The 21,618-nt window shown below is 31.6% G+C and carries 28 protein-coding genes; 7 read left to right on the plus strand and 21 right to left on the minus strand.

The genetic code is table 11. The annotated features are described in order from the left end of the window. Positions 1-134: 134 nt before the first annotated feature. Positions 135-578: a DUF4268 domain-containing protein gene (locus tag PHR76_RS09885; protein WP_300061764.1), complete on the minus strand. Its 444-nt coding sequence runs from the start codon at positions 576-578 to the stop codon at positions 135-137. Continuing rightward, positions 578-1,285 (minus strand): peptidylprolyl isomerase, encoded by a 708-nt coding sequence (locus PHR76_RS09890; protein WP_300061767.1) that lies wholly within the window; start codon positions 1,283-1,285, stop codon positions 578-580. Before PHR76_RS09890 ends, PHR76_RS09885 begins: the two co-directional genes overlap by 1 nt. Between PHR76_RS09890 and PHR76_RS09895 the strand changes: the two genes are divergently transcribed. Then, a complete protein-coding gene (locus PHR76_RS09895) occupies positions 1,271-1,909 on the plus strand; it encodes a CoA pyrophosphatase (protein WP_300061770.1) in 639 nt (212 codons plus the stop codon). The genes PHR76_RS09890 and PHR76_RS09895 overlap by 15 nt on opposite strands. Positions 1,910-1,963: 54 nt before the next feature. After that, positions 1,964-2,767 carry a lysophospholipid acyltransferase family protein gene (locus PHR76_RS09900; protein ID WP_300061773.1) on the plus strand — a complete coding sequence of 268 codons (804 nt, stop codon included), beginning with the start codon at positions 1,964-1,966 and terminating at the stop codon, positions 2,765-2,767. On the opposite strand, the gene PHR76_RS09905 is transcribed toward PHR76_RS09900, so the two are convergent. Continuing rightward, positions 2,764-3,405, minus strand: a complete 642-nt coding sequence (locus PHR76_RS09905) for a hypothetical protein (RefSeq protein ID WP_300061776.1) — start codon at positions 3,403-3,405, stop codon at positions 2,764-2,766. The genes PHR76_RS09900 and PHR76_RS09905 overlap by 4 nt on opposite strands. 4 nt (positions 3,406-3,409) lie before the next feature. After that, on the minus strand, positions 3,410-3,904 hold the full coding sequence (locus PHR76_RS09910) for a sigma-70 family RNA polymerase sigma factor (RefSeq protein ID WP_300061780.1): 495 nt from the start codon (positions 3,902-3,904) through the stop codon (positions 3,410-3,412). Between the two features lie 201 nt (positions 3,905-4,105). On the opposite strand from PHR76_RS09910, the gene PHR76_RS09915 reads away from it, so the two are divergent. Next, positions 4,106-5,410, plus strand: a complete 1,305-nt coding sequence (locus PHR76_RS09915) for an NAD(P)/FAD-dependent oxidoreductase (RefSeq protein ID WP_300061783.1) — start codon at positions 4,106-4,108, stop codon at positions 5,408-5,410. Positions 5,411-5,491: 81 nt separating this feature from the next. On the opposite strand, the gene PHR76_RS09920 is transcribed toward PHR76_RS09915, so the two are convergent. Then, the gene (locus PHR76_RS09920; protein WP_300061786.1) at positions 5,492-6,547 is read right to left on the minus strand and encodes a DUF3810 domain-containing protein; all 1,056 of its coding nucleotides are present in this window, start codon (positions 6,545-6,547) and stop codon (positions 5,492-5,494) included. A gap of 132 nt (positions 6,548-6,679) precedes the next feature. On the opposite strand from PHR76_RS09920, the gene PHR76_RS09925 reads away from it, so the two are divergent. Continuing rightward, a complete protein-coding gene (locus PHR76_RS09925) occupies positions 6,680-6,937 on the plus strand; it encodes a (2Fe-2S) ferredoxin domain-containing protein (RefSeq protein ID WP_300061789.1) in 258 nt (85 codons plus the stop codon). A 130-nt stretch (positions 6,938-7,067) separates the two neighbouring features. Further along, positions 7,068-8,528, plus strand: a complete 1,461-nt coding sequence (locus PHR76_RS09930; protein ID WP_300061792.1) for an aminoacyl-histidine dipeptidase — start codon at positions 7,068-7,070, stop codon at positions 8,526-8,528. Between the two features lie 71 nt (positions 8,529-8,599). On the opposite strand, the gene PHR76_RS09935 is transcribed toward PHR76_RS09930, so the two are convergent. Beyond that, positions 8,600-9,067, minus strand: coding sequence for a DUF6265 family protein (locus tag PHR76_RS09935; RefSeq protein ID WP_300061795.1), 468 nt, complete (start codon positions 9,065-9,067; stop codon positions 8,600-8,602). A 106-nt stretch (positions 9,068-9,173) separates the two neighbouring features. Here PHR76_RS09935 and prfA point away from each other — a divergent pair, with 106 nt between their 5' ends. After that, positions 9,174-10,247, plus strand: a complete 1,074-nt coding sequence (gene prfA / locus PHR76_RS09940; RefSeq protein ID WP_300061798.1) for a peptide chain release factor 1 — start codon at positions 9,174-9,176, stop codon at positions 10,245-10,247. A gap of 55 nt (positions 10,248-10,302) precedes the next feature. Here prfA and PHR76_RS09945 read toward each other — a convergent pair whose 3' ends face one another. The 14 genes from PHR76_RS09945 to PHR76_RS10010 all read right to left on the minus strand — a co-directional run bounded on the left by PHR76_RS09945 (position 10,303) and on the right by PHR76_RS10010 (position 20,324). Then, a complete protein-coding gene (locus tag PHR76_RS09945) occupies positions 10,303-10,965 on the minus strand; it encodes a DUF6565 domain-containing protein (RefSeq protein ID WP_300061801.1) in 663 nt (220 codons plus the stop codon). Between the two features lie 95 nt (positions 10,966-11,060). Then, complete coding sequence (locus PHR76_RS09950) at positions 11,061-11,405, minus strand: hypothetical protein (RefSeq protein WP_300061805.1); 345 nt, start codon at positions 11,403-11,405, stop codon at positions 11,061-11,063. 4 nt (positions 11,406-11,409) lie between these two features. Then, complete coding sequence (locus PHR76_RS09955; protein WP_300061808.1) at positions 11,410-11,784, minus strand: phage holin family protein; 375 nt, start codon at positions 11,782-11,784, stop codon at positions 11,410-11,412. A 1-nt stretch (position 11,785) separates the two neighbouring features. Further along, on the minus strand, positions 11,786-12,067 hold the full coding sequence (locus tag PHR76_RS09960) for a YtxH domain-containing protein (RefSeq protein WP_300061810.1): 282 nt from the start codon (positions 12,065-12,067) through the stop codon (positions 11,786-11,788). A gap of 30 nt (positions 12,068-12,097) precedes the next feature. Then, on the minus strand, positions 12,098-12,250 hold the full coding sequence (locus PHR76_RS09965) for a lmo0937 family membrane protein (protein ID WP_300061812.1): 153 nt from the start codon (positions 12,248-12,250) through the stop codon (positions 12,098-12,100). Positions 12,251-12,276: 26 nt separating this feature from the next. Then, positions 12,277-12,945: a porin family protein gene (locus tag PHR76_RS09970; RefSeq protein ID WP_300061813.1), complete on the minus strand. Its 669-nt coding sequence runs from the start codon at positions 12,943-12,945 to the stop codon at positions 12,277-12,279. Between the two features lie 219 nt (positions 12,946-13,164). After that, positions 13,165-14,106 carry a YihY/virulence factor BrkB family protein gene (locus PHR76_RS09975; protein ID WP_300061816.1) on the minus strand — a complete coding sequence of 314 codons (942 nt, stop codon included), beginning with the start codon at positions 14,104-14,106 and terminating at the stop codon, positions 13,165-13,167. Positions 14,107-14,108: 2 nt separating this feature from the next. Then, the gene (locus tag PHR76_RS09980) at positions 14,109-14,669 is read right to left on the minus strand and encodes a hypothetical protein (RefSeq protein ID WP_300061819.1); all 561 of its coding nucleotides are present in this window, start codon (positions 14,667-14,669) and stop codon (positions 14,109-14,111) included. 112 nt (positions 14,670-14,781) lie between these two features. Next, the gene (locus PHR76_RS09985) at positions 14,782-16,854 is read right to left on the minus strand and encodes a PAS domain-containing protein (protein ID WP_300061823.1); all 2,073 of its coding nucleotides are present in this window, start codon (positions 16,852-16,854) and stop codon (positions 14,782-14,784) included. Between the two features lie 137 nt (positions 16,855-16,991). Further along, the gene (locus tag PHR76_RS09990; RefSeq protein ID WP_300061826.1) at positions 16,992-17,438 is read right to left on the minus strand and encodes a response regulator; all 447 of its coding nucleotides are present in this window, start codon (positions 17,436-17,438) and stop codon (positions 16,992-16,994) included. 1 nt (position 17,439) lies between these two features. Next, entirely contained in the window at positions 17,440-18,009 is a 570-nt protein-coding gene (locus PHR76_RS09995) for an AraC family transcriptional regulator (RefSeq protein ID WP_300061829.1), read from the minus strand. Positions 18,010-18,053: 44 nt separating this feature from the next. After that, entirely contained in the window at positions 18,054-18,773 is a 720-nt protein-coding gene (locus tag PHR76_RS10000) for an MlaD family protein (RefSeq protein ID WP_300061832.1), read from the minus strand. A gap of 7 nt (positions 18,774-18,780) precedes the next feature. Next, positions 18,781-19,524 (minus strand): ATP-binding cassette domain-containing protein, encoded by a 744-nt coding sequence (locus PHR76_RS10005; protein WP_300061835.1) that lies wholly within the window; start codon positions 19,522-19,524, stop codon positions 18,781-18,783. After that, a complete protein-coding gene (locus PHR76_RS10010) occupies positions 19,521-20,324 on the minus strand; it encodes an ABC transporter permease (protein ID WP_300061838.1) in 804 nt (267 codons plus the stop codon). Before PHR76_RS10010 ends, PHR76_RS10005 begins: the two co-directional genes overlap by 4 nt. 187 nt (positions 20,325-20,511) lie before the next feature. Between PHR76_RS10010 and PHR76_RS10015 the strand changes: the two genes are divergently transcribed. Next, positions 20,512-21,018 carry a pyridoxamine 5'-phosphate oxidase family protein gene (locus PHR76_RS10015; RefSeq protein ID WP_300061841.1) on the plus strand — a complete coding sequence of 169 codons (507 nt, stop codon included), beginning with the start codon at positions 20,512-20,514 and terminating at the stop codon, positions 21,016-21,018. Positions 21,019-21,085: 67 nt separating this feature from the next. On the opposite strand, the gene PHR76_RS10020 is transcribed toward PHR76_RS10015, so the two are convergent. Then, positions 21,086-21,544 carry a PA2169 family four-helix-bundle protein gene (locus PHR76_RS10020; protein ID WP_300061844.1) on the minus strand — a complete coding sequence of 153 codons (459 nt, stop codon included), beginning with the start codon at positions 21,542-21,544 and terminating at the stop codon, positions 21,086-21,088. Positions 21,545-21,618: the final 74 nt, after the last annotated feature.

Here is a 21,618-nt window from a genome sequence, read left to right on the forward strand (position 1 = left end):
TGTCTATCATAACTATGTAAATATATAAAATGTTAAAAAGTTATTTCCGAAAATTTTTGAGCTTTTTAAATTAGCTCAAATTTTCAGAATAACTTTTTAACTTACACAGTTCGTGGTATACTACCAACTATTTTTTAGGTATTTAAATCTAAATCTCGAATGTAATCTTCATATTCGTAGAAGAAAAGTTCAAATTTTTCCATATTTTTTTCAAAAAAATCAAAAATTATTGGCCAGTTTGCTTTGTTATTCAAACTAATATTATGAAGTTCAATCCAAATTCTACTAATTATTTTTCCGTTTTCTAATTGAAAGTTTCTGTCGAAAATTACTTCTGAAAGGTAATCTTCACGTAAAATAGTTTGAAGTGATTCTATTTTTTCGAAATAAATTTTTCGAAGTTCTTCATTTTTGGGTTCAATATCCAAACTCACAATTGCTTTTTTATTATCTACATAAAATTTAAAAGCTACTTCTTTTATTTTCGTATTGTATAATAACCATTTTCTAGGATTACTTTCTGCAAAAGCAATCCAAAATTCTCTTTTAATCTTTAGAGCTTCTTCTTTACTATACATTATTTGATAACGTTTATTTTCATTTTTATATTAAATAAAGGATACTCACCTTTATCTGTTTTTTGAGCTGCAATTTGATCTAATACCTCAAATCCTTTAGTGATTTTACCAAAAATAGTATGTTCACCATCAAGATGATGTTCGCCTTTTGTGTTTTGTACAAAATAAAATTCGTAGGGATTACTGAGTTTGTCGGGATTGTCATCCCATGAACGAGCGGCAGCTAATGCTCCGTAATCATGTTTTAAACCGCTAATAAATTCAGGTGGAATTAAGTAGTTGCCTATCCTTTTCCGATCTTTTTTGGTTAGCGATTCATCTGAATTTCCCCCTTGCACCACAAAATTTTTCACTACTCTATGAAAAAATGTAGAATTAAAATAGTTTTTTTTGGTTAAATAGATAAAATTTGCTCGATGAAGCGGTGTTTTTTTTTCTAATTCCACTTCAATATTTCCGAATTCTGTTTCTATTTCAATTTTTGTTTCCGGATTTAGTTCTCCATACCATGTTAAAAAATCGACAACATTTTCATTCGATAAAACTACAGTATTTAAGTTATATCTTGGTTTGGATGTTTTTTTTTCTTTCTCGATTGTATTATTTTTTTGGTCTGTATTAATTTCTACAGTATCTTTAGTATTATTTTTACAAGCTACAAGTGTCAATATGAGTATTAATAGTAGTGTTTTATGGAGTTTCATCATTTTTTAAAATATATCCCAAAAATAGCAAAAGAAACGCTACCTGCGGCATCTGCTCATATAAAAATGGTTCCACTTGAACGTTTAAATGCCTTAAAAGCATTGAATCCAAGTGATTTAATACCTAAAAAGGCAGCGGTTATGATGCTTTTTTATCCTAAAAATAAAGAAACGCATTTGGTTTTGATAGTGCGAAATAGTTATCCTGGTGTTCATTCTTCACAGATTGCATTTCCTGGCGGAAAAGTGGAGATAGAAGATGCATCATTAGCTCATACTGCTTTACGCGAAACGGAAGAAGAAATTGGAGTTGATCGAAATAAAATTGAAATAATCAAATCATTTACAGATGTTTATATTCCGCCAAGTAATTTTTTGGTTTCTCCTTACTTAGGTATTTGTCAATCTACTTTAGAATTTGAATTACAACCCGATGAAGTAGCTGGCATTGTTGAACTTTCCTTAAATGATTTTTTAAATGACAAAAATGTTGTCATGCGAAAATTATCTACTTCTTATGCCCATGAGATAGATGTTCCCGCTTTTTTAGTCCGTGAACATATTGTTTGGGGAGCCACTGCCATGATGATGAGTGAATTGAAAGAAACCATAAAAATGGTACTTTAATTGGTTTGTTTTTTATAAATTAGCGACTTGTTTTTTCCAAATAGCAAATTCATTATGGGATTGTTTAAAAGAAATCCTTTCGGACATATTCTGTTTCTTAAAAAAAACCTCATTCGTATTTTTGGTGCCATGACGCATCAGCGGTATAGAGGATTTAATCAGATGCATATTGAAGGGTCTGAAATTATCAAGAATCTTCCGGAAACCAATGTTTTATTTATATCCAATCATCAAACCTATTTTGCTGACGTGGTTGCCATGTTTCATGTGTTTAATGCGAGTTTAAGCGGACGAGTAGACAACATTAAAAATGTGGGTTATTTATGGCATCCTAAATTAAATATTTATTATGTCGCTGCCAGTGAAACAATGCAAGAAGGGTTATTGCCCAGAATTTTAGCGTATGCTGGAGCTATAACTGTTGATCGAACTTGGCGAGCAAAAGGAGAAGATGTAAAGCGAGATGTGAATCCAAATGATACTGAAAATATTAAACTAGCTTTAAACGATGGGTGGGTGATTACTTTTCCACAAGGAACAACGCGTTCTTTTAAGCCTGTGCGGAAAGGGACTGCTCATATCATCAAACAACACAAACCCATTGTAGTTCCGATTGTTATTGACGGCTTTCGACGTTCTTTTGACCGGAAAGGACTTCGCATCAAGAAAAAAGGAATTCTGCAATCGATGGTCATTAAAGAGCCTTTACAAATTGATTATGAAAACGAATCAATTGAAGAGATTGTTGAAAAAATCGAATTTGCCATTGAGCAACATGCTTCATTGCTGAAAGTAATTCCGGTAGAAGTCATACAAGAACAAGAAGAATTAGACAAAAAGAGAAAGTGGGAATACTAATACTCCATTTTCTTTAATTCTTCATAATTTCGGTGTAGACGTTTCATTAAAAAACCATAAATAAGTCGGTAGAAAAGCCAAAACAATCCTAACGTAATGGCAAATAAAGCCACATATGTAAGTCCGATTATAATCCAAAACGACTGTGGAAATGAATTTTTTGTTTGCTCTATGATTTCATTTAAATTGGGGTCATAAATTAGTTGTGAAACTACTACTGCTATAAAGAGAAAAGCAAACATGGCTAAATTATACCATATATAATATTGCACTGTTTTTCTAGTTTTGATGATGGTTTGCATTAATTTGCGAACAGTTTCTGTACTAGAAATATTTTTGAAATTTTTATAAAAACAATATATAAAAAAGAAAATTACGGCATAATTGACAATTCCAATAACTTTAAAAAGGGTGTCAAGGTGATATAATTCAACTGTTTTAACATAATTATCATCTACATATAATAAACTTATAGCCGACCAAATTAGCAATTCAATTAAACTGATTACTAAAATCCACTTTACGATAGATGAAGACCGTTTATGAATCATATCATAAATCTGGTTTTCGGTCACTTGTTCATATGAATGGGTATCATTTTTCCAAGCTTTTTTCAATAATTCTAATTCCTCCGTCATATTCCTAGGGATTTACAATTTTTTTTAATTTTCCTTTAATTCTATTCATCTTCACTCTAGCATTTACTTCACTAATTCCTAGTGTTTCTGCAATTTCTTCATAGTTTTTGTCTTCTAAATACATAAAAACTAATGCTTTTTCAATATCATTCAATTGCTGAACCGCTTTGTATAACAATTTAATCTGTTCTTCTTCTTCGAAATTATAATCTTCTGGAGCGATGAACTGTCTTTTCCCCTCCATGTCTGTAGTCGCAACCATTCGTGTGCTTTTCCGATATAAGGTAATGGCCGTATTTAAAGCAACACGATAAGCCCAAGTAGAAAATTTAGACTCTCCCCTGAACTTCGGGAAAGCTTTCCATAATTGAATCGTAATTTCCTGAAACAAATCCTTATGAGCATCATCCCCGGAAGTGTATAACCTACAAATCTTATGAATGATGTTCTGATTTTCTTTTAATTGAGTAACAAAAGCTTGTTCCAGTGAATTGCTCATATACGATTAGTAGTGATTTTATTTAAATTGTTACAAGTTATTTATTTTTTTCAATTCGTCACTTTTTTCTAACTTCATTTTCTTCATAAATAATTATATGTAAGCAAGGACATTCATAAAATCAATTAATTTTCATTAAAATTCTACTTATCTTTACTCCAATAAATAGCGGATTAATCAGCTTTAAATAGAAAGAAAAAAATGAATATTCCAAGTTCGAATCTTCCTCGTATAGTTATCATTGGCGGAGGTTTTGCGGGTATTGCACTAGCAAAGAAACTTAAAAATAAACGTGTTCAAGTTGTTTTATTAGACAAACATAACTACCATACTTTTCAACCCCTATTATATCAAGTAGCAACAGGCGGGCTAGAAGCGGGTTCAATTGCCTATCCGATTCGGAAAGTAGTACAAGAATATCAAAACTTTTATTTCCGGTTGGCTTTTGTGAATGAAATCGATACTGATAATCAAATTGTAAAAGCTGATATTGGCGAATTGCGTTATGATTATTTGGTGCTGGCCACAGGTTCAAAAACCAATTTTTTTGGAAATAAAGAAATCGAGCGAAACAGTGTGGCGATGAAAACGATTCCGCAATCGCTTAATATTCGCAGTTTAATTTTAGAAAATTTTGAGCAAGCTTTATTGACTAATGATATTCACGACCGGCATAGTTTGATTAATTTTGTGTTGGTAGGAGCCGGACCAACAGGAGTAGAATTAGCAGGTGCTTTAGCAGAAATGAAAAAAGCAATTTTGCCAAAAGACTATCCCGATTTGGATGTGCGAAAAATGCAAATTAACCTTATTCAAGCGGGGGATCGAATTTTGGATGGGATGAGTGAAAAATCATCGCAAGCAGCAGAGGATTTTTTGACTGATTTAGGTGTGAATATTTGGAAAAATGTGCGGGTCACGAGTTATGATGGTAAAACGGTAACAACTAATACAGATTTAACTTTTGATTCGGCTACTGTAATTTGGACTGCTGGTGTGCAAGGAGCGTTGCCAAGTGGCATTAACAATAATGCTGTTATTCCACGTGCAGAACGAGTAAAAGTTAATGATTACAATCAAGTAGAAGGTTACGAAAATATTTTTGCTGTTGGTGATATTGCAGCCATGATTTCGCTCAAAAATCCGCAAGGTCATCCAATGATGGCACAACCTGCTATACAACAAGGAAGGTGGTTAGGGGAGAACATTGTTAGAAAACTTCATAAAAAGCCGCTTAAACCATTTGTCTACAATGACAAAGGTTCAATGGCAACAATAGGCAGAAACAAAGCGGTGGTTGATTTACCAAACCTACATTTTCACGGTATTTTTGCTTGGTTTGTGTGGATTTTTGTGCATTTGTTTTCATTAATTGGTTATAAAAACAAGGTTGTGGTATTGACCAATTGGATTTACAATTACATCCGTTTGGATAGAGAAGGCCGATTGATTATTAGACCTTATAAAAAGAAAGCGATAACTTCTTATATTGCAGATGAAGTTTAGTTTACAGTCTCAGTTTTCAGTCTCGGTCTCAGTCTCAGTTTTTAATTAATAGTTGCAGCTGCGACTGAAAACTGCGACTGCCTACTTTCTTCCCAATCCAATCATCAATCCTACAAATTTACTGTAGCCTTCCATGCCGTCTTTTTGTTGGTTGAATTTAAGGAAATTATCGTAGAATGTCTCGAAAATGGGTTCTATAAAACTTTGGTATTGTTCATTAAATTGTTTGCTTTCCTCATAATTTTTTAAAATTCCTCTATTGATAAAAGGGACGAATTTCTTGCTTTTGCCTTCCTCAATGCGTTCTAAATTTCGAAGGCAATGTTTTACCGCAAAACTGTAGCCAGAATATTGAAAATAGATATCGTCACTTTTTACCGAAGCTAAAAACCCGATGAAATTGGCTTCACTTTCGCTCGCATAACCAATTTGATGTGCCATTTCATGTAAAGTCGTTGTTGGAAAATTATATTTTGGCAAACAGTCATTCACTTGGGCTTCATTGGTAAACGGATTTAAATAACCGCCAAATCCCATATAACTTAACGGAATGCTAATTAAAGAAGGTTTAATACTTTCATTTTGGTATTTTAAAAACGAAAAGTGTTTTTCTGTCGATTGATAACTTTGGACGCTTTTTTCAAAAATTTCTTTTGTAGAATACGGAATGGTCACTTTTAGCGAATCATTTTTTGTGATTTGATGATGAATGGCATTTGTTTTTTCAATTAATTCCATAGTGAAAACTTCCAATTCTGCGGTAGAATATTCTTTGTCAATTTCTAATTTTTCATTCAATGGAACCCGATGATAATTGGTTGCCCATAAAAAATGGAATAAAAAATAGAATACAGATGCAAAACTCAAGATTTTCAAAAGATTGTCTTTCCAGTTTATTTTCCATGTTTTTCTAACGTTCCAAAACCATTTAAAAACTAAAAACAATACGATTCCGTAAAGCACATCACCAATAGAAATTGAAGTAAATCCGAATGTAATTCGCAAAAATTTTGATAAAAAAGGATAGATTCCGTTACTGTAAAACGCTTCAATAAATTTTGGAAATAAGGAGGCAATTTTTAATACAATTAACTGTATCAAAAGTAAAAGCGGGAGTATGTATTTTTTCTGAACCATTCCTAGTTGTAAATATAGTTAATTGGTTTTAAATTGAATTTGTAATTTTATGTAAGGAATTTAATTTTTTTTAACATGTTTATTTAGAATAAATAAAAATAATATTTATCTTTGAGGCATCATTTTTCAAACATGGGAAAAGCTAAAAAATCAGAAAAATTAATTTATTTCTGCGACGGTAAAAAATGTTGTAAATATAATCAAGAAATCAAAGATTGTTTGATGGACTTGGTTAAAGACAATGGTTTGAAAAAAAAGGAGGTAATTGGTAAAATGAAATGCCAAGGCATGTGCAAACAAGCCCCTGTTTTATGTATTCATAAAAATGAATGTGTGGGCAAAGTAACTCCTACAGAGGCCAAAAAACTCTTCGAAAAGCATATTGCTTAATCTTTATTTCTGAAATTTTATTAAAACTTTACGTTTTCCAATCCCTTCGAAATAGTATATTCTTCGTAACTTTGTTGTGCTTATAAAACACAATAACTCAGAGTTTAAGTAACTCTACAACTCATAAAAAATGAATCAAGAAATTAGAAACCTCGAACCTAAAGCTTTATGGAATAAATTCGCCGACTTAAATGCGGTGCCTCGCCCATCTAAAAAAGAAGAGCGTGTTATTGCTTTTATGGTGGATTTTGGGAAGCAGCTAGGTTTAGAAACCCTAAAAGATGAAGTAGGAAATGTAATCATTAAAAAACCTGCTACTTCAGGATTAGAAAACAGAAAAACCATTGTGATGCAATCGCATTTAGATATGGTTCATCAAAAAAATAATGATACCCATTTTGATTTTGAAACACAAGGTATTGAAATGGTGGTTGATGGTGATTGGGTTCGTGCTAAAGGAACAACACTCGGTGCCGACAATGGTTTAGGAGTGGCGACCATTATGGCCATTTTGGAAAGTAATGACATTCCGCACCCCGCAATCGAAGCACTTTTCACTATTGACGAAGAAACCGGAATGACTGGTGCAATGGGTTTAAAAGGCGGTTTGCTAGAAGGTGAAATTCTTTTAAATTTAGATACAGAAGAAGACGATGAAATTGATATAGGATGTGCTGGTGGCGTTGATGTAACAGCGAATAGAAGCTATTCTGAGGAAACTACTCCAGAAAATTCACAAGCTTACATCATCACAGTGAAAGGCTTAAAAGGTGGACATTCAGGAATGGATATTCATAAAGGTTTAGGCAATGCAAATAAAATCATGAACCGTCTTTTGTTTGATGGTTTTACGAATTTTGGTTTGCAAATTGCAGAAATAAACGGGGGTAGTTTACGAAATGCCATTCCGAGAGAAAGTGTAGCGAAAGTGATTATTTCTTCTATTTATGAAGAAGTTTTTCAACTGGATATTCAAGAAATCATTGACGATATAAAGACGGAATTTAAAACTACTGAACCTAATTTAACTATTGAAATCATTGCAACGGAATTGCCCGAAAAAGTAATGGATTTAGGAATTCAAGAAGGATTGATTCGTGCAATTTATGCTGCTCATAATGGCGTTTACCGAATGAGTGCTGACATGGCTGATTTAGTAGAAACCTCTAATAATGTTGCCAAAGTAACTGTAAAAGAGGGTCAAATTACGGTGCAATGTTTAACTCGTTCTTCTGTGGAAACTTCTAAATTTGATTTGGCCAATGCGTTGCGTTCGGCTTTTGAATTAATGGGTTGCGAAGTGACTTTTGGCGGAAGTTATCCTGGTTGGACACCCAATGTAAATTCACCTATTTTAGATATTTTGGTTTCTATTTATGAAAAACAAAACGGAAATAAACCAAATGTGGTAGCTTGTCATGCCGGATTAGAATGTGGTATTTTAGGAACAAATTATCCTTCTATGGATATGATTTCCTTTGGTCCAACCATTCACGGAGCTCACAGTCCTGATGAACGGGCATCGATTTCTTCGGCTCAAAAATATTGGAAATTTGTATTGGAGATTTTGAAGAATATTCCGGTTAAGTAACTATTTTAAATAGAGAGCCACTGATTTGCTGATTGTAATAAAATCGGTAATTCAGTGGCTTTTTATAAATATCATTTTACTTTTTTAAACGGAAATCCTTCTTTTTTCCCATTTCCATTAATTTCTGCATATAAACTGTCGTTATTGATCAATTTATATTGAATCTTTTTTGGATAGTCATGAGCTGGATTTTCAAAAACAAATTCATTTTCAGTAAGTTTAGTTAATCGAAAAGTAACAGGTTTTTCTTTATTTTGGTTCGGAACAGAAACAATCAATAACAAATCATCCTCTTGTTGAATTAATTGAATTGTTTCGGCGAATAAAGTATCTTGATTGGCTATAAAAAAACTTTCGGCATAAAAAGTAGAATCATTTTGCCGACTCCATTTTTCAGAAAATCGACCATCGGACGTATTGTTTTCCCATTCATGCAAAAGCCAATTCGTTTTTTCTAAAGTAGTAAAACGATTTTCTTCTTTTTTACAAGAGCCAAAGAAGAATAGAAGGGTAATAATTCCGATGTATAAATTTTTCATTTAATTGATTTCTAACTACAATACTACGAAAAAACAATGAACAGAGAAATTTGAATCGTGAAACAAAAAATTGTACTTTTGCACTCCAAAATAGATTTTAAAAAGTATGTTAGATAGATTACAATATGTAAAACAACGTTTTGATGAAATTTCAGACTTGATTATCCAACCGGATGTTATTTCTGATCAGAAACGTTATGTGCAATTGAACCAAGAATATAAGACCTTAAAAGGGTTGATGGAAAAACGTGATGAATATGTTAGTTTGATTCAAAATATTGAAGAGGCCAATGAAATCATCAATGACGGTTCGGATGCAGAAATGGTCGAAATGGCAAAAATGCAATTGGATGAAGCAAAAGAACGTTTGCCAGAATTGGAAGATGAAATTAAATTCATGTTGATTCCGAAAGATGCCGAAGATGCCAAAAACGTCATGGTGGAGATTCGTGCCGGAACGGGTGGCGATGAAGCTTCTATTTTTGCTGGAGATTTGTTTAGAATGTATACTAAATATTGCGAAACACGCGGTTGGAGAACTTCGGTTGTGGATATGAATGAAGGAACTTCGGGCGGATTTAAAGAAGTTATTTTTGAAGTTACTGGCGAAGATGTCTACGGAACCTTAAAATTTGAAGCAGGTGTGCATCGGGTACAACGTGTGCCGCAAACGGAAACACAAGGGCGGGTTCACACTTCGGCAGCAACGGTGATGGTTTTGCCAGAAGCAGAAGAATTTGATGTTCAAATTGATATGAATGATGTTCGGGTTGATTTTTTCTGTTCATCTGGACCTGGAGGACAATCGGTAAACACAACTAAATCGGCGGTTAGATTGACGCATATTCCAACTGGATTAGTGGCTCAATGCCAAGATCAAAAATCGCAACACAAAAATAAAGATAAAGCGTTAGATGTTTTACGTTCACGTTTATACGAACAAGAATTAGCCAAAAAACAAGCAGAAGATGCTGTTAAAAGAACCTCTCAAGTTAGTTCAGGTGACCGTTCGGCTAAGATTAGAACTTATAATTATTCACAAGGTCGCGTGACAGATCACCGAATAGGTTTAGATGTTTTTGATATGGATGGTGTGATGAACGGAAAAATTCAAAAATTTGTAGACGAACTCCAATTGGTGAACAATATGGAGAAATTAAAAGAAAGTGAAGTATTTTAAATAAAAAAAACGGAGTCAATTTGACTCCGTTTTCCGTTTAAAACAATCGTTAGAATTATTGTTTTGCTTCGGCGTTTTCCTCTGATTTTGCTCCAATTCTATTGGTCGTATATAAAGGTGCAAATTTTAATTTTAAACCTGCAATTTTTAAATTATCTGAAGAAGTTAATCCTTCTTTTTCAACTGTATTTTTACGAGTATCTAAAGCCTCATAAATTAATTTAATTTCATCCCAATCTTCTCTTGAATAACTATCTTTATTCTTATCCACAGTAGTTACAAAATTGTCATAAACGTTTAAGATATTATCTTTGTTTACCCAATCAAAAGTTAAATCAGTTCCCGTATACGCTTCACCTAAAAGTGTTTTACGAATAGCCATTTTGGTATTTTCACCAGCTAATCTTTCTTTTTCAGCAACCACTTTTGCTTTGTATTCTTCATACTTCATATTGGCTCTGTCTAATCTTTCTTGGTATTTGTCTTTGTCAGTTGCATCAGCAAAAGACGCTTCTGCATCTATTTTGGCTTTTTCATAGCCTACTTCAATTTCATCCCATTTTTCGGCTGATTCGTTGGCTGCCACATTACTTAATGAATCCACATAGTTGGTAAATGAATCTACTCGTTCTTCGGCCATTTGTTTGTCTGTTTCTTTACAAGCTGTGAAAACTGTTGCTGACACAACAAAAGCTACAATTAATTTTAAATTTTTCATGTTATTGATTTTTAAGTTGATATTGATGTAAAATTAAAATGTTTACCTGCTCTGGCAGTTACACGATTTTAATTAAAAGTTGTATAATTTTGTTATTATGAAGGAGTTGTATCTACTTCTTTGGCGATAAATTTCGTCATCCCAAATTGAATAGCATAACCCAATAAATTTTTAAAAGTGGAATTGGTGTTTCCAATTAATATTTTTTTGGTAATTAATCCGCCAGCAAAGCTTATTGCTGCTTGAAAAAGTGTTCTTTTCATCTCTGGAGAATTCTTTACTTCAGAAAACGATTGCTTTAATACTTGGAGTGGATTAATACTTTGTAACGTTTCATTTGCTTGGTTTTTTAAAACCATTAATTGATGATTTTGCTGAGCTTCAAGCTTGAGAATCGCTTGATCTAATAATTCGTTTTGGGTAAATCTATTTGTTTCCATATTTTTATTTTTTTAAGTATGATTTATCTTTTCGTTTAGAATAAAGCAATTCTTTAATAATTAAATTAGAAATAGGCGATTTAATCCATTTTTGTCTAAAAATGTAAAGTAATAAGCCAAAAACAAGATAGAAAAGCGAAACGATAAAAAAACCAGCTGCATTACTGTCTAAAAGCTCACCAAGATATAAACTCAAACCGATGTTAAAAAACAAGGTGAAGAAGGCAGCAATTAATAGAAATGCTATACGAAAGGAAAGCGAAGAAATCACCTCTGCTGCTTTATCCACAGCTGTTAACTTATAGAGCTCAAGCGTTGTATTGGTATACTCTTTTGCTTTTTCGTAAAGCATTTCTATATTTTTAACTGCACTTTCCATGTTATGAGTTTATTTCATTGTTGAATTTTTCTTTTCCTTGACGAATAAATTCTTTTCCATCCTCAACCATATTTTCGGTTTTACCCATTAATTGGTTGTATTTTTCTGAAGTTGTGTCCATGAATTTTTCTAATTCTCCTTGAAAATTATTTTTTAATTCATCACTTTTTTTAGCAATTTTTTTTCTGGTATTGCTCCCTTTGTCTGGTGCAAATAAAATTCCTAATGCTGCTCCTACGGCTACTCCGCCGACAATTCCTAAAATGGTGTTACTTGTTTTCATGATAATTGTTTTTAATGATTTTTAATTTTTTTAAACTGATTTTCCTTTGATTAATCTTAGTAAAATTGCAACTACGGCAATAACTAATAAGATGTGAATTAAGTTTCCGGCACTGTATACAAAGAACCCTAAAGCCCAAAGTATGATTAAAATGACTGCGATTAAGTACAATAAACTTTGCATAATTTCTAGGTTTTATATATTAATAATTAATTTAATTGTAAGGTTAAATATAAACTGATGCTACTATTCTTGGCATCTGGAATGGTATAGGTTTGACCTAAAACTGTTCTCTCTTTACCTACATTGGATAATCCGTAATTGTATCGAGCTCCAATTCCAAATGAATTAAAATCAAATCCAATTCCAGCTGCTAAACCCATGTCGAATTTGTTAAAATCATCATTGTCATACGATTCTTCAAAATCAAATATTCCGCTGTCTGAATCGTTTTTAACTTCGGCATCAATTAAATAGGCAAAATAGGGTCCGGCATGAATATTTAAATTGTCAGTGATGTTTATTTTTAATAAAACAGGGACTTCAATGTAATTCAATTTAAATTGTGCAGTTCCTTCCGCAAAAGCGTTGTTGTAAACCAATTCTGCTCCTTTTCTAGAATACAAAACTTCGGTTTGTATAGCGATTAGATCTGTTAATGGTAGTGCTGCAAAAACTCCAACATTGAAACTGGTTAAGACATTATTGTCTTCTACATTTTCAGTATACAGGTTAGAGAAATTTACGCCACCTTTTACACCAAATTGTGCTCCTGATTTAGAACCAGAGGAGCTGTCATTTGTTTGTGCTTGTAGATTTGTGGATGAAATTCCAAAAACTAAAGCGAAAGCTGCGAGGAGTTGAATGTTACTTTTCATAGTATTTAAATGGTTTGATTATTGAATAGTAGATTACTTATTTTCTACCTTACAAAGATGCGACGGCTAACAGCAGTTTTTGTTATATCAATTTTTTGTTGTTTTATAGAATTACCACTTTAACTTAATTAGTACATAAAAAAACCACTCAATTGGAGTGGTTTTTAATATTAAAACACTAACAATCAATTAGTAGCGTTTTTTTATTGGATGATTTTTTTAAGTAGTTAATTTTTTGCTGCCGTTTTTGTTTGTCACAACTTCCACCGTCTGAATGTTCTCCGCATATTGGTATGGGATAATAGGGTCTTCAAATTCAATAGCATATTGTTTGGCAAACTCTGCTCCGAAGTATAAAATGACAGAAGAATAATAAACCCATACCATTAAAATAACAAAAGAGCCCGCTGTTCCGTAAACATTTTGAATATTTGAATTAGTAATATAAAAGGAGATTAAAAATTTTCCTATCATAAATAATATGGCAGTAACAAATGAAGCTAGCCGTACTTGTTTCCATTTTATTTCGGCATCAGGTAGAATTTTAAAAATAGATCCAAATAATAAAGAAATAATTATAAAAGTTAAGACGGTATTTGAAATATAGATGATATAGACTGCCATGTCTGAAAATTGGGAAAAAAACCGCTCACTCATTGTATCTAAAACCGTAGAAATTCCTAAAGAAACTAAAAGAATAAATCCCATGCTGGTAATTACGCCAAAGGATAATAATCTCGCTTTTAAAAATAACCAAAACCCTGTTCGTTTTTTAGGTTTGATTTGCCAAATGGTATTGATAGAGTCTTGAATCTCTGCAAAAACAGAAGTGGCACCGATTAATAAGGTTATAACTCCAATTAGTCCAGCCATAAAACCTTCGTTTGAAAGAGCCAAATTCTGAATTATAGTTTGAATTTGCTCGGCACTAGCGGGACCAACAAAGCTTTTTATTTGACCGTAAATTGTTCCTTCTACTGCTTCTCTTCCCCAAAAAATATCAGATAAAAATAAAATAACTAATAATAAAGGACCAATAGAAAACATGGTGGTATAGGCCAATGCTGCACTCATTTTTAGCACCTTATGAGCTAGAAAACCATTCATAGTTGCCTTTAGCACTTTAAAAAAACGTTTAAAATAGGTTTTTGTAAAAGTCATTGTTAGTTAGTTTCTACTTGTGAAAGCGTATTTTGGTTTTCGATTAATAATGCAATCGACTGATTGGCAAATAGGATGAAGTCTTCATGAGAAAAGTTTTTTTCCATTTTTTGAAATGTGGCAATTTCCTTTTTTATCGATTTTTCAAGGATATGAAGTGTGAATTTACCGTTGGTATCGTTTTTTATCACATCCTCATTAAGTTCTAAACTATATATTGGTTTTTGTGTTATGATAAGATTTTCCTCAGTCAATTTTTTTAATTCATCTTGAATAGCAGAATGGTCTTTTAAAATTTTTAGCAATAGTGGTTTTGGAAATTTTATTTCGGGTTGTTCTAAAATCAGATTAGTCGTTTCAATGATTTTGATATTAGTTTCATTTAAGTGAACTAATAAATCAAAATCTACTGCAGTTTCTACTTTCTCTGTATTAGTTTTTTCCTGTTTTGAGTACTTATCTTTAGAAGTGCACGATTGAATAAAAAAGAGTGCTATTAAAAGGTGTAGCGTTAAAAATAGAATGGGCGGTTTTGTATATTTTGGGGTGATATTTTTTTTCATGCTTTTGTTTTTGCAACAAAGTTCCAACTAAAACTAAAATTATCTTTTACATAATTTCAAAGGTATGTTATACAATTTCAATTTTTAAGGCCCCATATTTTATATAGTGAACTTAAACTGGTATATACACACTGAACGTTGAACCCATATTTGGTTTGCTAAAGGCAAAAATATAGCCGTTGTGATTTTCTACAATTTTTTTACAAATAGCTAATCCAACACCAGTTCCGTAATATTCTGTTTTTCCGTGTAGGCGATTAAATAATAAGAAGATTCGTTCGGCATGTTGTTGTTCAAAACCAATTCCGTTATCCGTGAAATTAATTTTATAGTATTTTTTATTAGTTTTTTCTTTTAAAATAGGTTCGTTTTTGGCGATAATTTCTTCATATTCTATGGTTATCCGTGGCGGAACGTTCTCTTGAGCATACTTAATAGAATTACTCAATAAATTAGAAAAAAGTTGCTGTATTTGAAAACTTACTCCTTTGATAATTGGTAAACTGGTATATTCTATAAATGCTTTTTTATCTTCAATAATTTGGGATAACTCAAATAGGCTATTTTGAAGAGCTTCATTTAAATCTGTTTTAACCAAATTTTTATCGGCTCGATTAGTTCTTGAATACTGTAATAAATCATTGATTAAAATCCGCATTCGGTTTGTTGCCTTTTCAATTCGAGTGAGGTATTCTTGACCAAATTCGGTTAAATGTTCTTTTTCTTTATCGTTTAAACGAGATATAAAGGTTTGAATTTTCCGTAAAGGTTCTTGTAAATCATGACTGGCAACGTGATTAAATTCATTTAATTCATTGATTTTTTGCTCTAAATCTTTGTTTCGTTCACGCAATTGTTCACTTTTATTGTAATCTTCTGTCACGTCTTGCGTAGTTCCAATCATAGTTTGTTTTCCGCTGAAATCGGTAAATGTTTTGGCAATAGTTTTAAAATGCCTGATAATTCCATCCGTTCGAATAATTCGATAATTCATGGTTGGAATTTCTTTTGTTGATAAGGCTAAAAGGTTTGATTTAGTTACAATATCTTTATCTTCTGGGTGAACAAATTCTAGAAGTTTTTCAATTGAGGGATTAAATGATTGTGGCTCGCAACCTAAAAGCCTAAATTTATTATCTGAATAATTAAACTTTAACGTTTCATAATTTAATACCCAACTCCCATATTGCCCTAATATCTCAGCTTGTCTACTGGATTCATCAAAAATTCGAAGTTCATTATTTACCTCAATCAAATCTTTATAATTGCTTTTGAGTAATTCTGACTTATTGTGTTCTATAGTAATATCTTCTGTTACGCCTAAAACCATTTTATTCCCTAAAGTGTCAGTGAATAATTTGCCAGAAGCACGTAAATGTCTTATTTCACCAGAAGAATGCTTTACGCGAAAATAATAATAAGTTAATTCTTCTCCTTTTAGAATTCTAGCAATCTTTTTTTTTGTTTCCTCTTTATCTTCTTCCAGAACATATTCAGAAAAGCGTTCTCCTTCTTTAAATGATTGCGGTTCTAATCCTATAATTCTAAATAAATTATCAGAATATTTTATTTCATCTTCAACTAAATTCCATTCCCACGTACCAAAATGAGAAAGAATTTCTGCTTGAAGGCTTAAAAATTGGGATTTACTTAATTTTAAATTGGCCAGTTGTAATTTTTCTACATCTTTTGTAGTTTGATAATAGGCAAAAATGAGCAACAAAAGAGTAACAAATAAAATACTTAGGGTAAAAATCGGTGTTAAAAAAATATGGCTGTTATACTGTGAATTTCGGTCATTTAGATAACTATTTTCAAGAGCTACCATTTCATTTAATTTTGTTCTAATGTGAACCAAAAGCTTACTACTTTCTCTAAAATCTTTTTTAAAATTTTGATTTTTATTAAAATCCACTTCTCGATTAGAAGTCGTATAAGCTGAAATATATTCATTTCGTTTGTTAACGATTTTAAATAATTCGGCTAAATTTTTTTGTTGTTTTTGATTGTCAGAAGTTAATTCTTTTAGTGTAACAAAACTCTCATTTACATTTTTGGTTGCAGCTCGATAGGGTGCTAAATAAATAGTATCTCGCGAAATTAAGTAACCTCGCATACTGTTTTCAGAATCTTTAATGTAAGAAAAAAGATGTTCTAATTTTAAATTAACCTCATAACTATGCATCAATAACTTAAAAGAATTCGAAGTGTTATTGACATGTCTAAATGAAATTGCACCTATAAATAATAAAATAAATAAACTAATTGTGAATATTATTTTATGGAAAATGGGCGATTTGAATTTTTTCTCTCTAAAAGGCATTATAATCGAAGTAAAAAATTATCTTTATTTAATCCGCTTGTATGATATTGCCAATTAATAGTAACTACTTCTGACAAGATCTTCTTTAAATCATTAAAATCACTTGGTTTTTTAATGTAGATATTTGCTCCTAAAACAAAGGTGTTTTCCACATCTTGTTCAGAAGAGGAAGTGGAATAAATAGCAATGGCTATATCTTTGAATTTCTCATTCTTTTTTATTTTTTTTAAACATTCAATTCCGTTAAGAATGGGCATATTTAAATCTAAAAAAATAATGTTGGGTAAAATTACGTCAGGTTGCTCTAAATAGTCAAGTAATTCACTTCCGTTTTTAAACGTATTGACTATGGTATTGATTTTTAACTCGTCAAATGCATCCGTAAAAAAAAGCCTATCGTCTTCGTCGTCATCGGCTAGCGTAATTAAGATATATTCTTGTTCCATATTATTGTGTTAGGTTTTGTGTAGCTATTTCTCTTCTTTTTTTAATAATTCGCTGAAATGCAGAAGGTGTAATACCCGTTGTGTTTTTAAATTGTGTGCTCAAATGGGCCACACTAGAATAGTTTAATTGAAAAGCTATTTCCGTTAAAGATAATTGATTTTTAATAATGAGTTGCTTGGTATATTCGATTTTTTGCATGATGATGAAATTCTCAATGGAAGTATAAGTTACTTCCGAAAATAAATTTGATAAATAACCGTAACTATGCCCTAATTTTTCTGCTAAATAAACAGAACTTTTAACATTAACCGTTGTGTTTTCATCATAGACCATCTCTACAATGGCATCTTTTATTTTTTGAATCAAGATTGTTTTTTGATTTTCGATGATTTCAATTCCGTATTTATCTAAAACTTCTCTGATTTCTTCTTGTTTTTCAAGAGTTAGCTTTTCTTGGAATTCAATTTCACCAAACCCTAAAATTCTATATTTTATATCAAAAGGCTGAAGTAAAATAGTTAATAAGTGTGAAGTAAGTACTGGAATATCAAATTTTAAATAGGCTTTCATAACGAATTTTTATAATGTAAATTTAATTAAAAAAGAGCAACTTCTTAATTTTTTACTGCTTCTTTTTCTAGTTCCTTATTTTGTTTAGCTCGTTCTTTTGCTTTCTTTTTGAAATAACCTCTTAACAAAAAGGAATGTTTGGCCGCCTCCATGTTTTCGTTCAACCCTTTGGAACTTTTTTTCAGGTTTTCCATTGTGGCATCTAAATCTTTAGCAATTTCTTCATCATTAATTAATCTACCAATAGTGCCTTCTCCATCATTAATTGAGACCAAAATAGTCGCTAATTCGTCTGTAATAATTTCAGCATTTTCTGCAGAAATTTTTACACTAGCTAAAATATCATCGAATTCAATCGGTTCAAACGATTTTATTTTACCGCCATCTTTTACCGATTTGGATTGGCTACTTCCTTGTGAAATCACTAATATTTTATCACCAATTACGCCTTCAGAGCTGATGGACGCTTTGCTATCTGTTTTAATGAATTTTTTTACATCGTCTTTAATCATCAAATCTACTTTTACAGTGGAATCGTTTATAATTTCAATATTTTCAACCGTTCCAATGGAAATTCCAGAAAACCGAACGGTATTGCCAACTTTTAATCCGCTAGCATTTTGAAAAGTTGTACTCAATTGAATTTGAGCATTGAATAAATTTTGCTTACTTCCGATTAAAAAAATAATTCCAAAAAAGAAAATTAGTCCGATAAAGACAAAAAATCCGAGTTTAAGTTTATACGATGGTTTAGAATTTTTCATACTGTTTTTATTTAAAAAATGATTGAATGTATTCGTCTTTGTCGTTTAGAAATTCATCTAGCGTACCTTCTTTATAAACCATTCCATCTTTTAGCATAATGATTCTATCGGCAACGGTTTTTACACAATTAATGTCATGTGAGATAATGATGGATGAAGTTTTAAATTTTTCTTTGGTATAATTGATGAGTTCACTGATTTCATTGGAAGTAATAGGGTCTAAACCTGTGGTGGGTTCGTCATATAATAAAATCTTTGGATTTGATATTAATGTTCGGGCTAATCCGATTCTTTTCTTCATTCCGCCAGATAATTCCGAAGGCATTTTATCGATAGAATCGGGCATGCTTACATTTTCTAATGCTTCAATGATTTTTGTTTCTATTTTATCTTCTTCTACTTCAAGTAAAGAACGCGTTAATTGAAAAGTTAGATTTTCTCTAACGGTCATCGAATCATATAAAGCTGCCCCTTGAAATAAAAAACCGATTTTGTCTCTAATTTTAATTAAATCTTCCGTCTGCTCTTTATCAACTTCGATATTGTAAACCTTAATTGTACCCTTGTCTTTTTCTAATAAATTAACTATACATTTAATGAGTACCGATTTTCCACTACCCGATTTTCCTAAAATAACCAAGTTTTCATTTTCATACAATTGCAACGTGACCCCTTTTAAAACTTCGTTCGAGCCAAAACTTTTATATAAATTATGAATTTCAATTAATATATTTTCGTTTTTTATTTTCATAATAAATCGGTTATTTGAACAGCAACTAAATCGACTATAATTACTAATAATGAAGCAGTTACTACAGCCGAATTTGCCGCAATACCCACACTTTCTGTTCCTCGTTTTGCATGATAACCTTTATAACAACCTACAATTCCGATAACGGCACCAAAGAAAAATGATTTGATAATGGCAGGAATGATGTCAATAAATTCTACATAATTAAAAGCTTGATTAATAAATAAAATCAAACTCGTCTCGTCTTTTATATTGACTCCTAACCAGCTTCCAAAAAGTCCGATAATATCGGCATATAAAGTGAGTAGAGGTATCATTAACGTGGCAGCCAAAACTCTAGGAACCACTAAAAAATTGATAGGATTAGTATTAGAAACTTCCATGGCATCAATTTGTTCAGTCACTCGCATTGAACCTAATTCGGCTCCCATGCTTGATCCAATTTTTCCTGCACAAATTAATGCTGTAATCACAGGACCCATTTCACGAATGAGCGAAACGGCCACCATTCCAGGTAACATGGCTTCTGCTCCAAATTCTACTAGGGGCGGACGCGATTGAATGGTCAATACTAATCCAATTATAATTCCAGTAATAGAAATTAAGCCAACTGATTTGTTTCCAATAATGTAACATTGTTTTAAGAATTCTTGTCCTTCAAATTTACTTTTAACTATGTTTTTAACGAGCAGTTGCAAAAACATAACTACTTCTGCAATTTTTAATAAAAATTGTTTGAATTTTTGACCATATTCTTGAAGAGTATCGGGTAGAGGGGAAGTTGGCGTATTGTTTTTCATCAGATACAAATTATGATTTAAACAAAATTAATTCAGTTACCATTTTAAACATTATCTAATTCCACACTTTCGTTACATAATCTTAAGGTGAATGAAAGGTGTTTATTATGAAAACCTTATTCTAAATCGTATAACAGTTTAAGCTTCAATAGGTTTTATTTTTGTATAAATTAAAAAAAGTATAATTATGGAAAAGCCAACACACTTATTTAGCGTAGATGCCATTGAGAAAATTAAAAAAATTGCAAAAAACACCAAGGTCTGTATGTTTTGCACCCATCTTTTTGAGCAACCCATTCAGTCAAGACCAATGACTATTAAAGAAGTTGATGACGAAGGTAATCTTTGGTTTATAAGTTCAAAAAACAGTAATAAAAACTTAGAAATTAAATCGGATAATCAGGTTCAATTGTTTTTTTCAAACAATGCTGATTACGAATATTTATCAGTATATGGAAAAGCCTCTATCTATACCGATCAAGCTACGATTGAAAAATTATGGAGTCCAATTGCCAATGCATGGTTTGAAGAAGGTAAAAAAGACCCTAAAGTATCGGTCATTAAAGTACACGCCGAAGATGGTTATTATTGGGATACCGAAAACAGTAAAATAATTTCTTTTTTAAAAATTGCTGCTTCAGCAATTACTGGTCTTGAAACAAAGAGCGGAAATTACGGACATTTAAAACTTTAAATCAATAAAAAAAAGGTTCTCTAAATTTTTAGAGAACCTTTTTTACTTAATTAAAACCAATTCTTAATTAAAAATACTTTTGAATATCCTCAATTGTTTTGATGGTTTCCAAATCATTTTTGATGATGGAATATTGCTTACTTAAAAGGTTTCGCATTTCAAGTGATAAATATTCAGTTTCGAGCACTTGTTCAAATTCTTTAAAAGCTATTTTTTCACCTCGAATAGATTCTTCCAACATTGCTTCATCGTTATCTCCGGTAAGTGCTGATTTGATATCCATCCAAACGCGATGCACATCTCCTGTTAGACTTCCACTTGAATGGGCTTCAGTAAAATCTCTTTTATAAAGCTCTATTTTCAATTCCGCAATAAAACTTCCTCGTTGTCGTGATTTTTCTAAAAAATAATTTTTTAAACTAATCGATTTAGAGTTTTCTGCTGCTGTTTCAAACCCTTTTTCGGCATCAATTGATTTTTCAAGAATACCCTCTACTTTTTGTCCATTTTCAATTCTTGTTTCCATAACTTTTGTTTTTTAATTATACATTTTTTCTTTAAGCTAAATTACGACTGGGAAGCAAAAAAAAAGTTATATGA

Source organism: Flavobacterium sp., from assembly GCF_028689845.1.
In the GTDB taxonomy this organism is placed as follows: Bacteria; Bacteroidota; Bacteroidia; order Flavobacteriales; family Flavobacteriaceae; genus Flavobacterium.

Excerpts from the sequence above, each read along its gene's own strand:
- PHR76_RS09885 (WP_300061764.1), bottom strand. The coding sequence starts at position 578 with ATGTATAGTAAAGAAGAAGCTCTAAAGATTAAAAGAGAATTTTGGATT.
- PHR76_RS09895 (WP_300061770.1), top strand. The coding sequence starts at position 1,271 with ATGGAGTTTCATCATTTTTTAAAATATATCCCAAAAATAGCAAAAGAA.
- PHR76_RS09890 (WP_300061767.1), bottom strand. The coding sequence starts at position 1,285 with ATGATGAAACTCCATAAAACACTACTATTAATACTCATATTGACACTT.
- PHR76_RS09900 (WP_300061773.1), top strand. The coding sequence starts at position 1,964 with ATGGGATTGTTTAAAAGAAATCCTTTCGGACATATTCTGTTTCTTAAA.
- PHR76_RS09905 (WP_300061776.1), bottom strand. The coding sequence starts at position 3,405 with ATGACGGAGGAATTAGAATTATTGAAAAAAGCTTGGAAAAATGATACC.
- PHR76_RS09910 (WP_300061780.1), bottom strand. The coding sequence starts at position 3,904 with ATGAGCAATTCACTGGAACAAGCTTTTGTTACTCAATTAAAAGAAAAT.
- PHR76_RS09915 (WP_300061783.1), top strand. The coding sequence starts at position 4,106 with ATGAATATTCCAAGTTCGAATCTTCCTCGTATAGTTATCATTGGCGGA.
- PHR76_RS09920 (WP_300061786.1), bottom strand. The coding sequence starts at position 6,547 with ATGGTTCAGAAAAAATACATACTCCCGCTTTTACTTTTGATACAGTTA.
- PHR76_RS09925 (WP_300061789.1), top strand. The coding sequence starts at position 6,680 with ATGGGAAAAGCTAAAAAATCAGAAAAATTAATTTATTTCTGCGACGGT.
- PHR76_RS09930 (WP_300061792.1), top strand. The coding sequence starts at position 7,068 with ATGAATCAAGAAATTAGAAACCTCGAACCTAAAGCTTTATGGAATAAA.
- PHR76_RS09935 (WP_300061795.1), bottom strand. The coding sequence starts at position 9,067 with ATGAAAAATTTATACATCGGAATTATTACCCTTCTATTCTTCTTTGGC.
- prfA (WP_300061798.1), top strand. The coding sequence starts at position 9,174 with ATGTTAGATAGATTACAATATGTAAAACAACGTTTTGATGAAATTTCA.
- PHR76_RS09945 (WP_300061801.1), bottom strand. The coding sequence starts at position 10,965 with ATGAAAAATTTAAAATTAATTGTAGCTTTTGTTGTGTCAGCAACAGTT.
- PHR76_RS09950 (WP_300061805.1), bottom strand. The coding sequence starts at position 11,405 with ATGGAAACAAATAGATTTACCCAAAACGAATTATTAGATCAAGCGATT.
- PHR76_RS09955 (WP_300061808.1), bottom strand. The coding sequence starts at position 11,784 with ATGGAAAGTGCAGTTAAAAATATAGAAATGCTTTACGAAAAAGCAAAA.
- PHR76_RS09960 (WP_300061810.1), bottom strand. The coding sequence starts at position 12,067 with ATGAAAACAAGTAACACCATTTTAGGAATTGTCGGCGGAGTAGCCGTA.
- PHR76_RS09965 (WP_300061812.1), bottom strand. The coding sequence starts at position 12,250 with ATGCAAAGTTTATTGTACTTAATCGCAGTCATTTTAATCATACTTTGG.
- PHR76_RS09970 (WP_300061813.1), bottom strand. The coding sequence starts at position 12,945 with ATGAAAAGTAACATTCAACTCCTCGCAGCTTTCGCTTTAGTTTTTGGA.
- PHR76_RS09975 (WP_300061816.1), bottom strand. The coding sequence starts at position 14,106 with ATGACTTTTACAAAAACCTATTTTAAACGTTTTTTTAAAGTGCTAAAG.
- PHR76_RS09980 (WP_300061819.1), bottom strand. The coding sequence starts at position 14,669 with ATGAAAAAAAATATCACCCCAAAATATACAAAACCGCCCATTCTATTT.
- PHR76_RS09985 (WP_300061823.1), bottom strand. The coding sequence starts at position 16,854 with ATGCATAGTTATGAGGTTAATTTAAAATTAGAACATCTTTTTTCTTAC.
- PHR76_RS09990 (WP_300061826.1), bottom strand. The coding sequence starts at position 17,438 with ATGGAACAAGAATATATCTTAATTACGCTAGCCGATGACGACGAAGAC.
- PHR76_RS09995 (WP_300061829.1), bottom strand. The coding sequence starts at position 18,009 with ATGAAAGCCTATTTAAAATTTGATATTCCAGTACTTACTTCACACTTA.
- PHR76_RS10000 (WP_300061832.1), bottom strand. The coding sequence starts at position 18,773 with ATGAAAAATTCTAAACCATCGTATAAACTTAAACTCGGATTTTTTGTC.
- PHR76_RS10005 (WP_300061835.1), bottom strand. The coding sequence starts at position 19,524 with ATGAAAATAAAAAACGAAAATATATTAATTGAAATTCATAATTTATAT.
- PHR76_RS10010 (WP_300061838.1), bottom strand. The coding sequence starts at position 20,324 with ATGAAAAACAATACGCCAACTTCCCCTCTACCCGATACTCTTCAAGAA.
- PHR76_RS10015 (WP_300061841.1), top strand. The coding sequence starts at position 20,512 with ATGGAAAAGCCAACACACTTATTTAGCGTAGATGCCATTGAGAAAATT.
- PHR76_RS10020 (WP_300061844.1), bottom strand. The coding sequence starts at position 21,544 with ATGGAAACAAGAATTGAAAATGGACAAAAAGTAGAGGGTATTCTTGAA.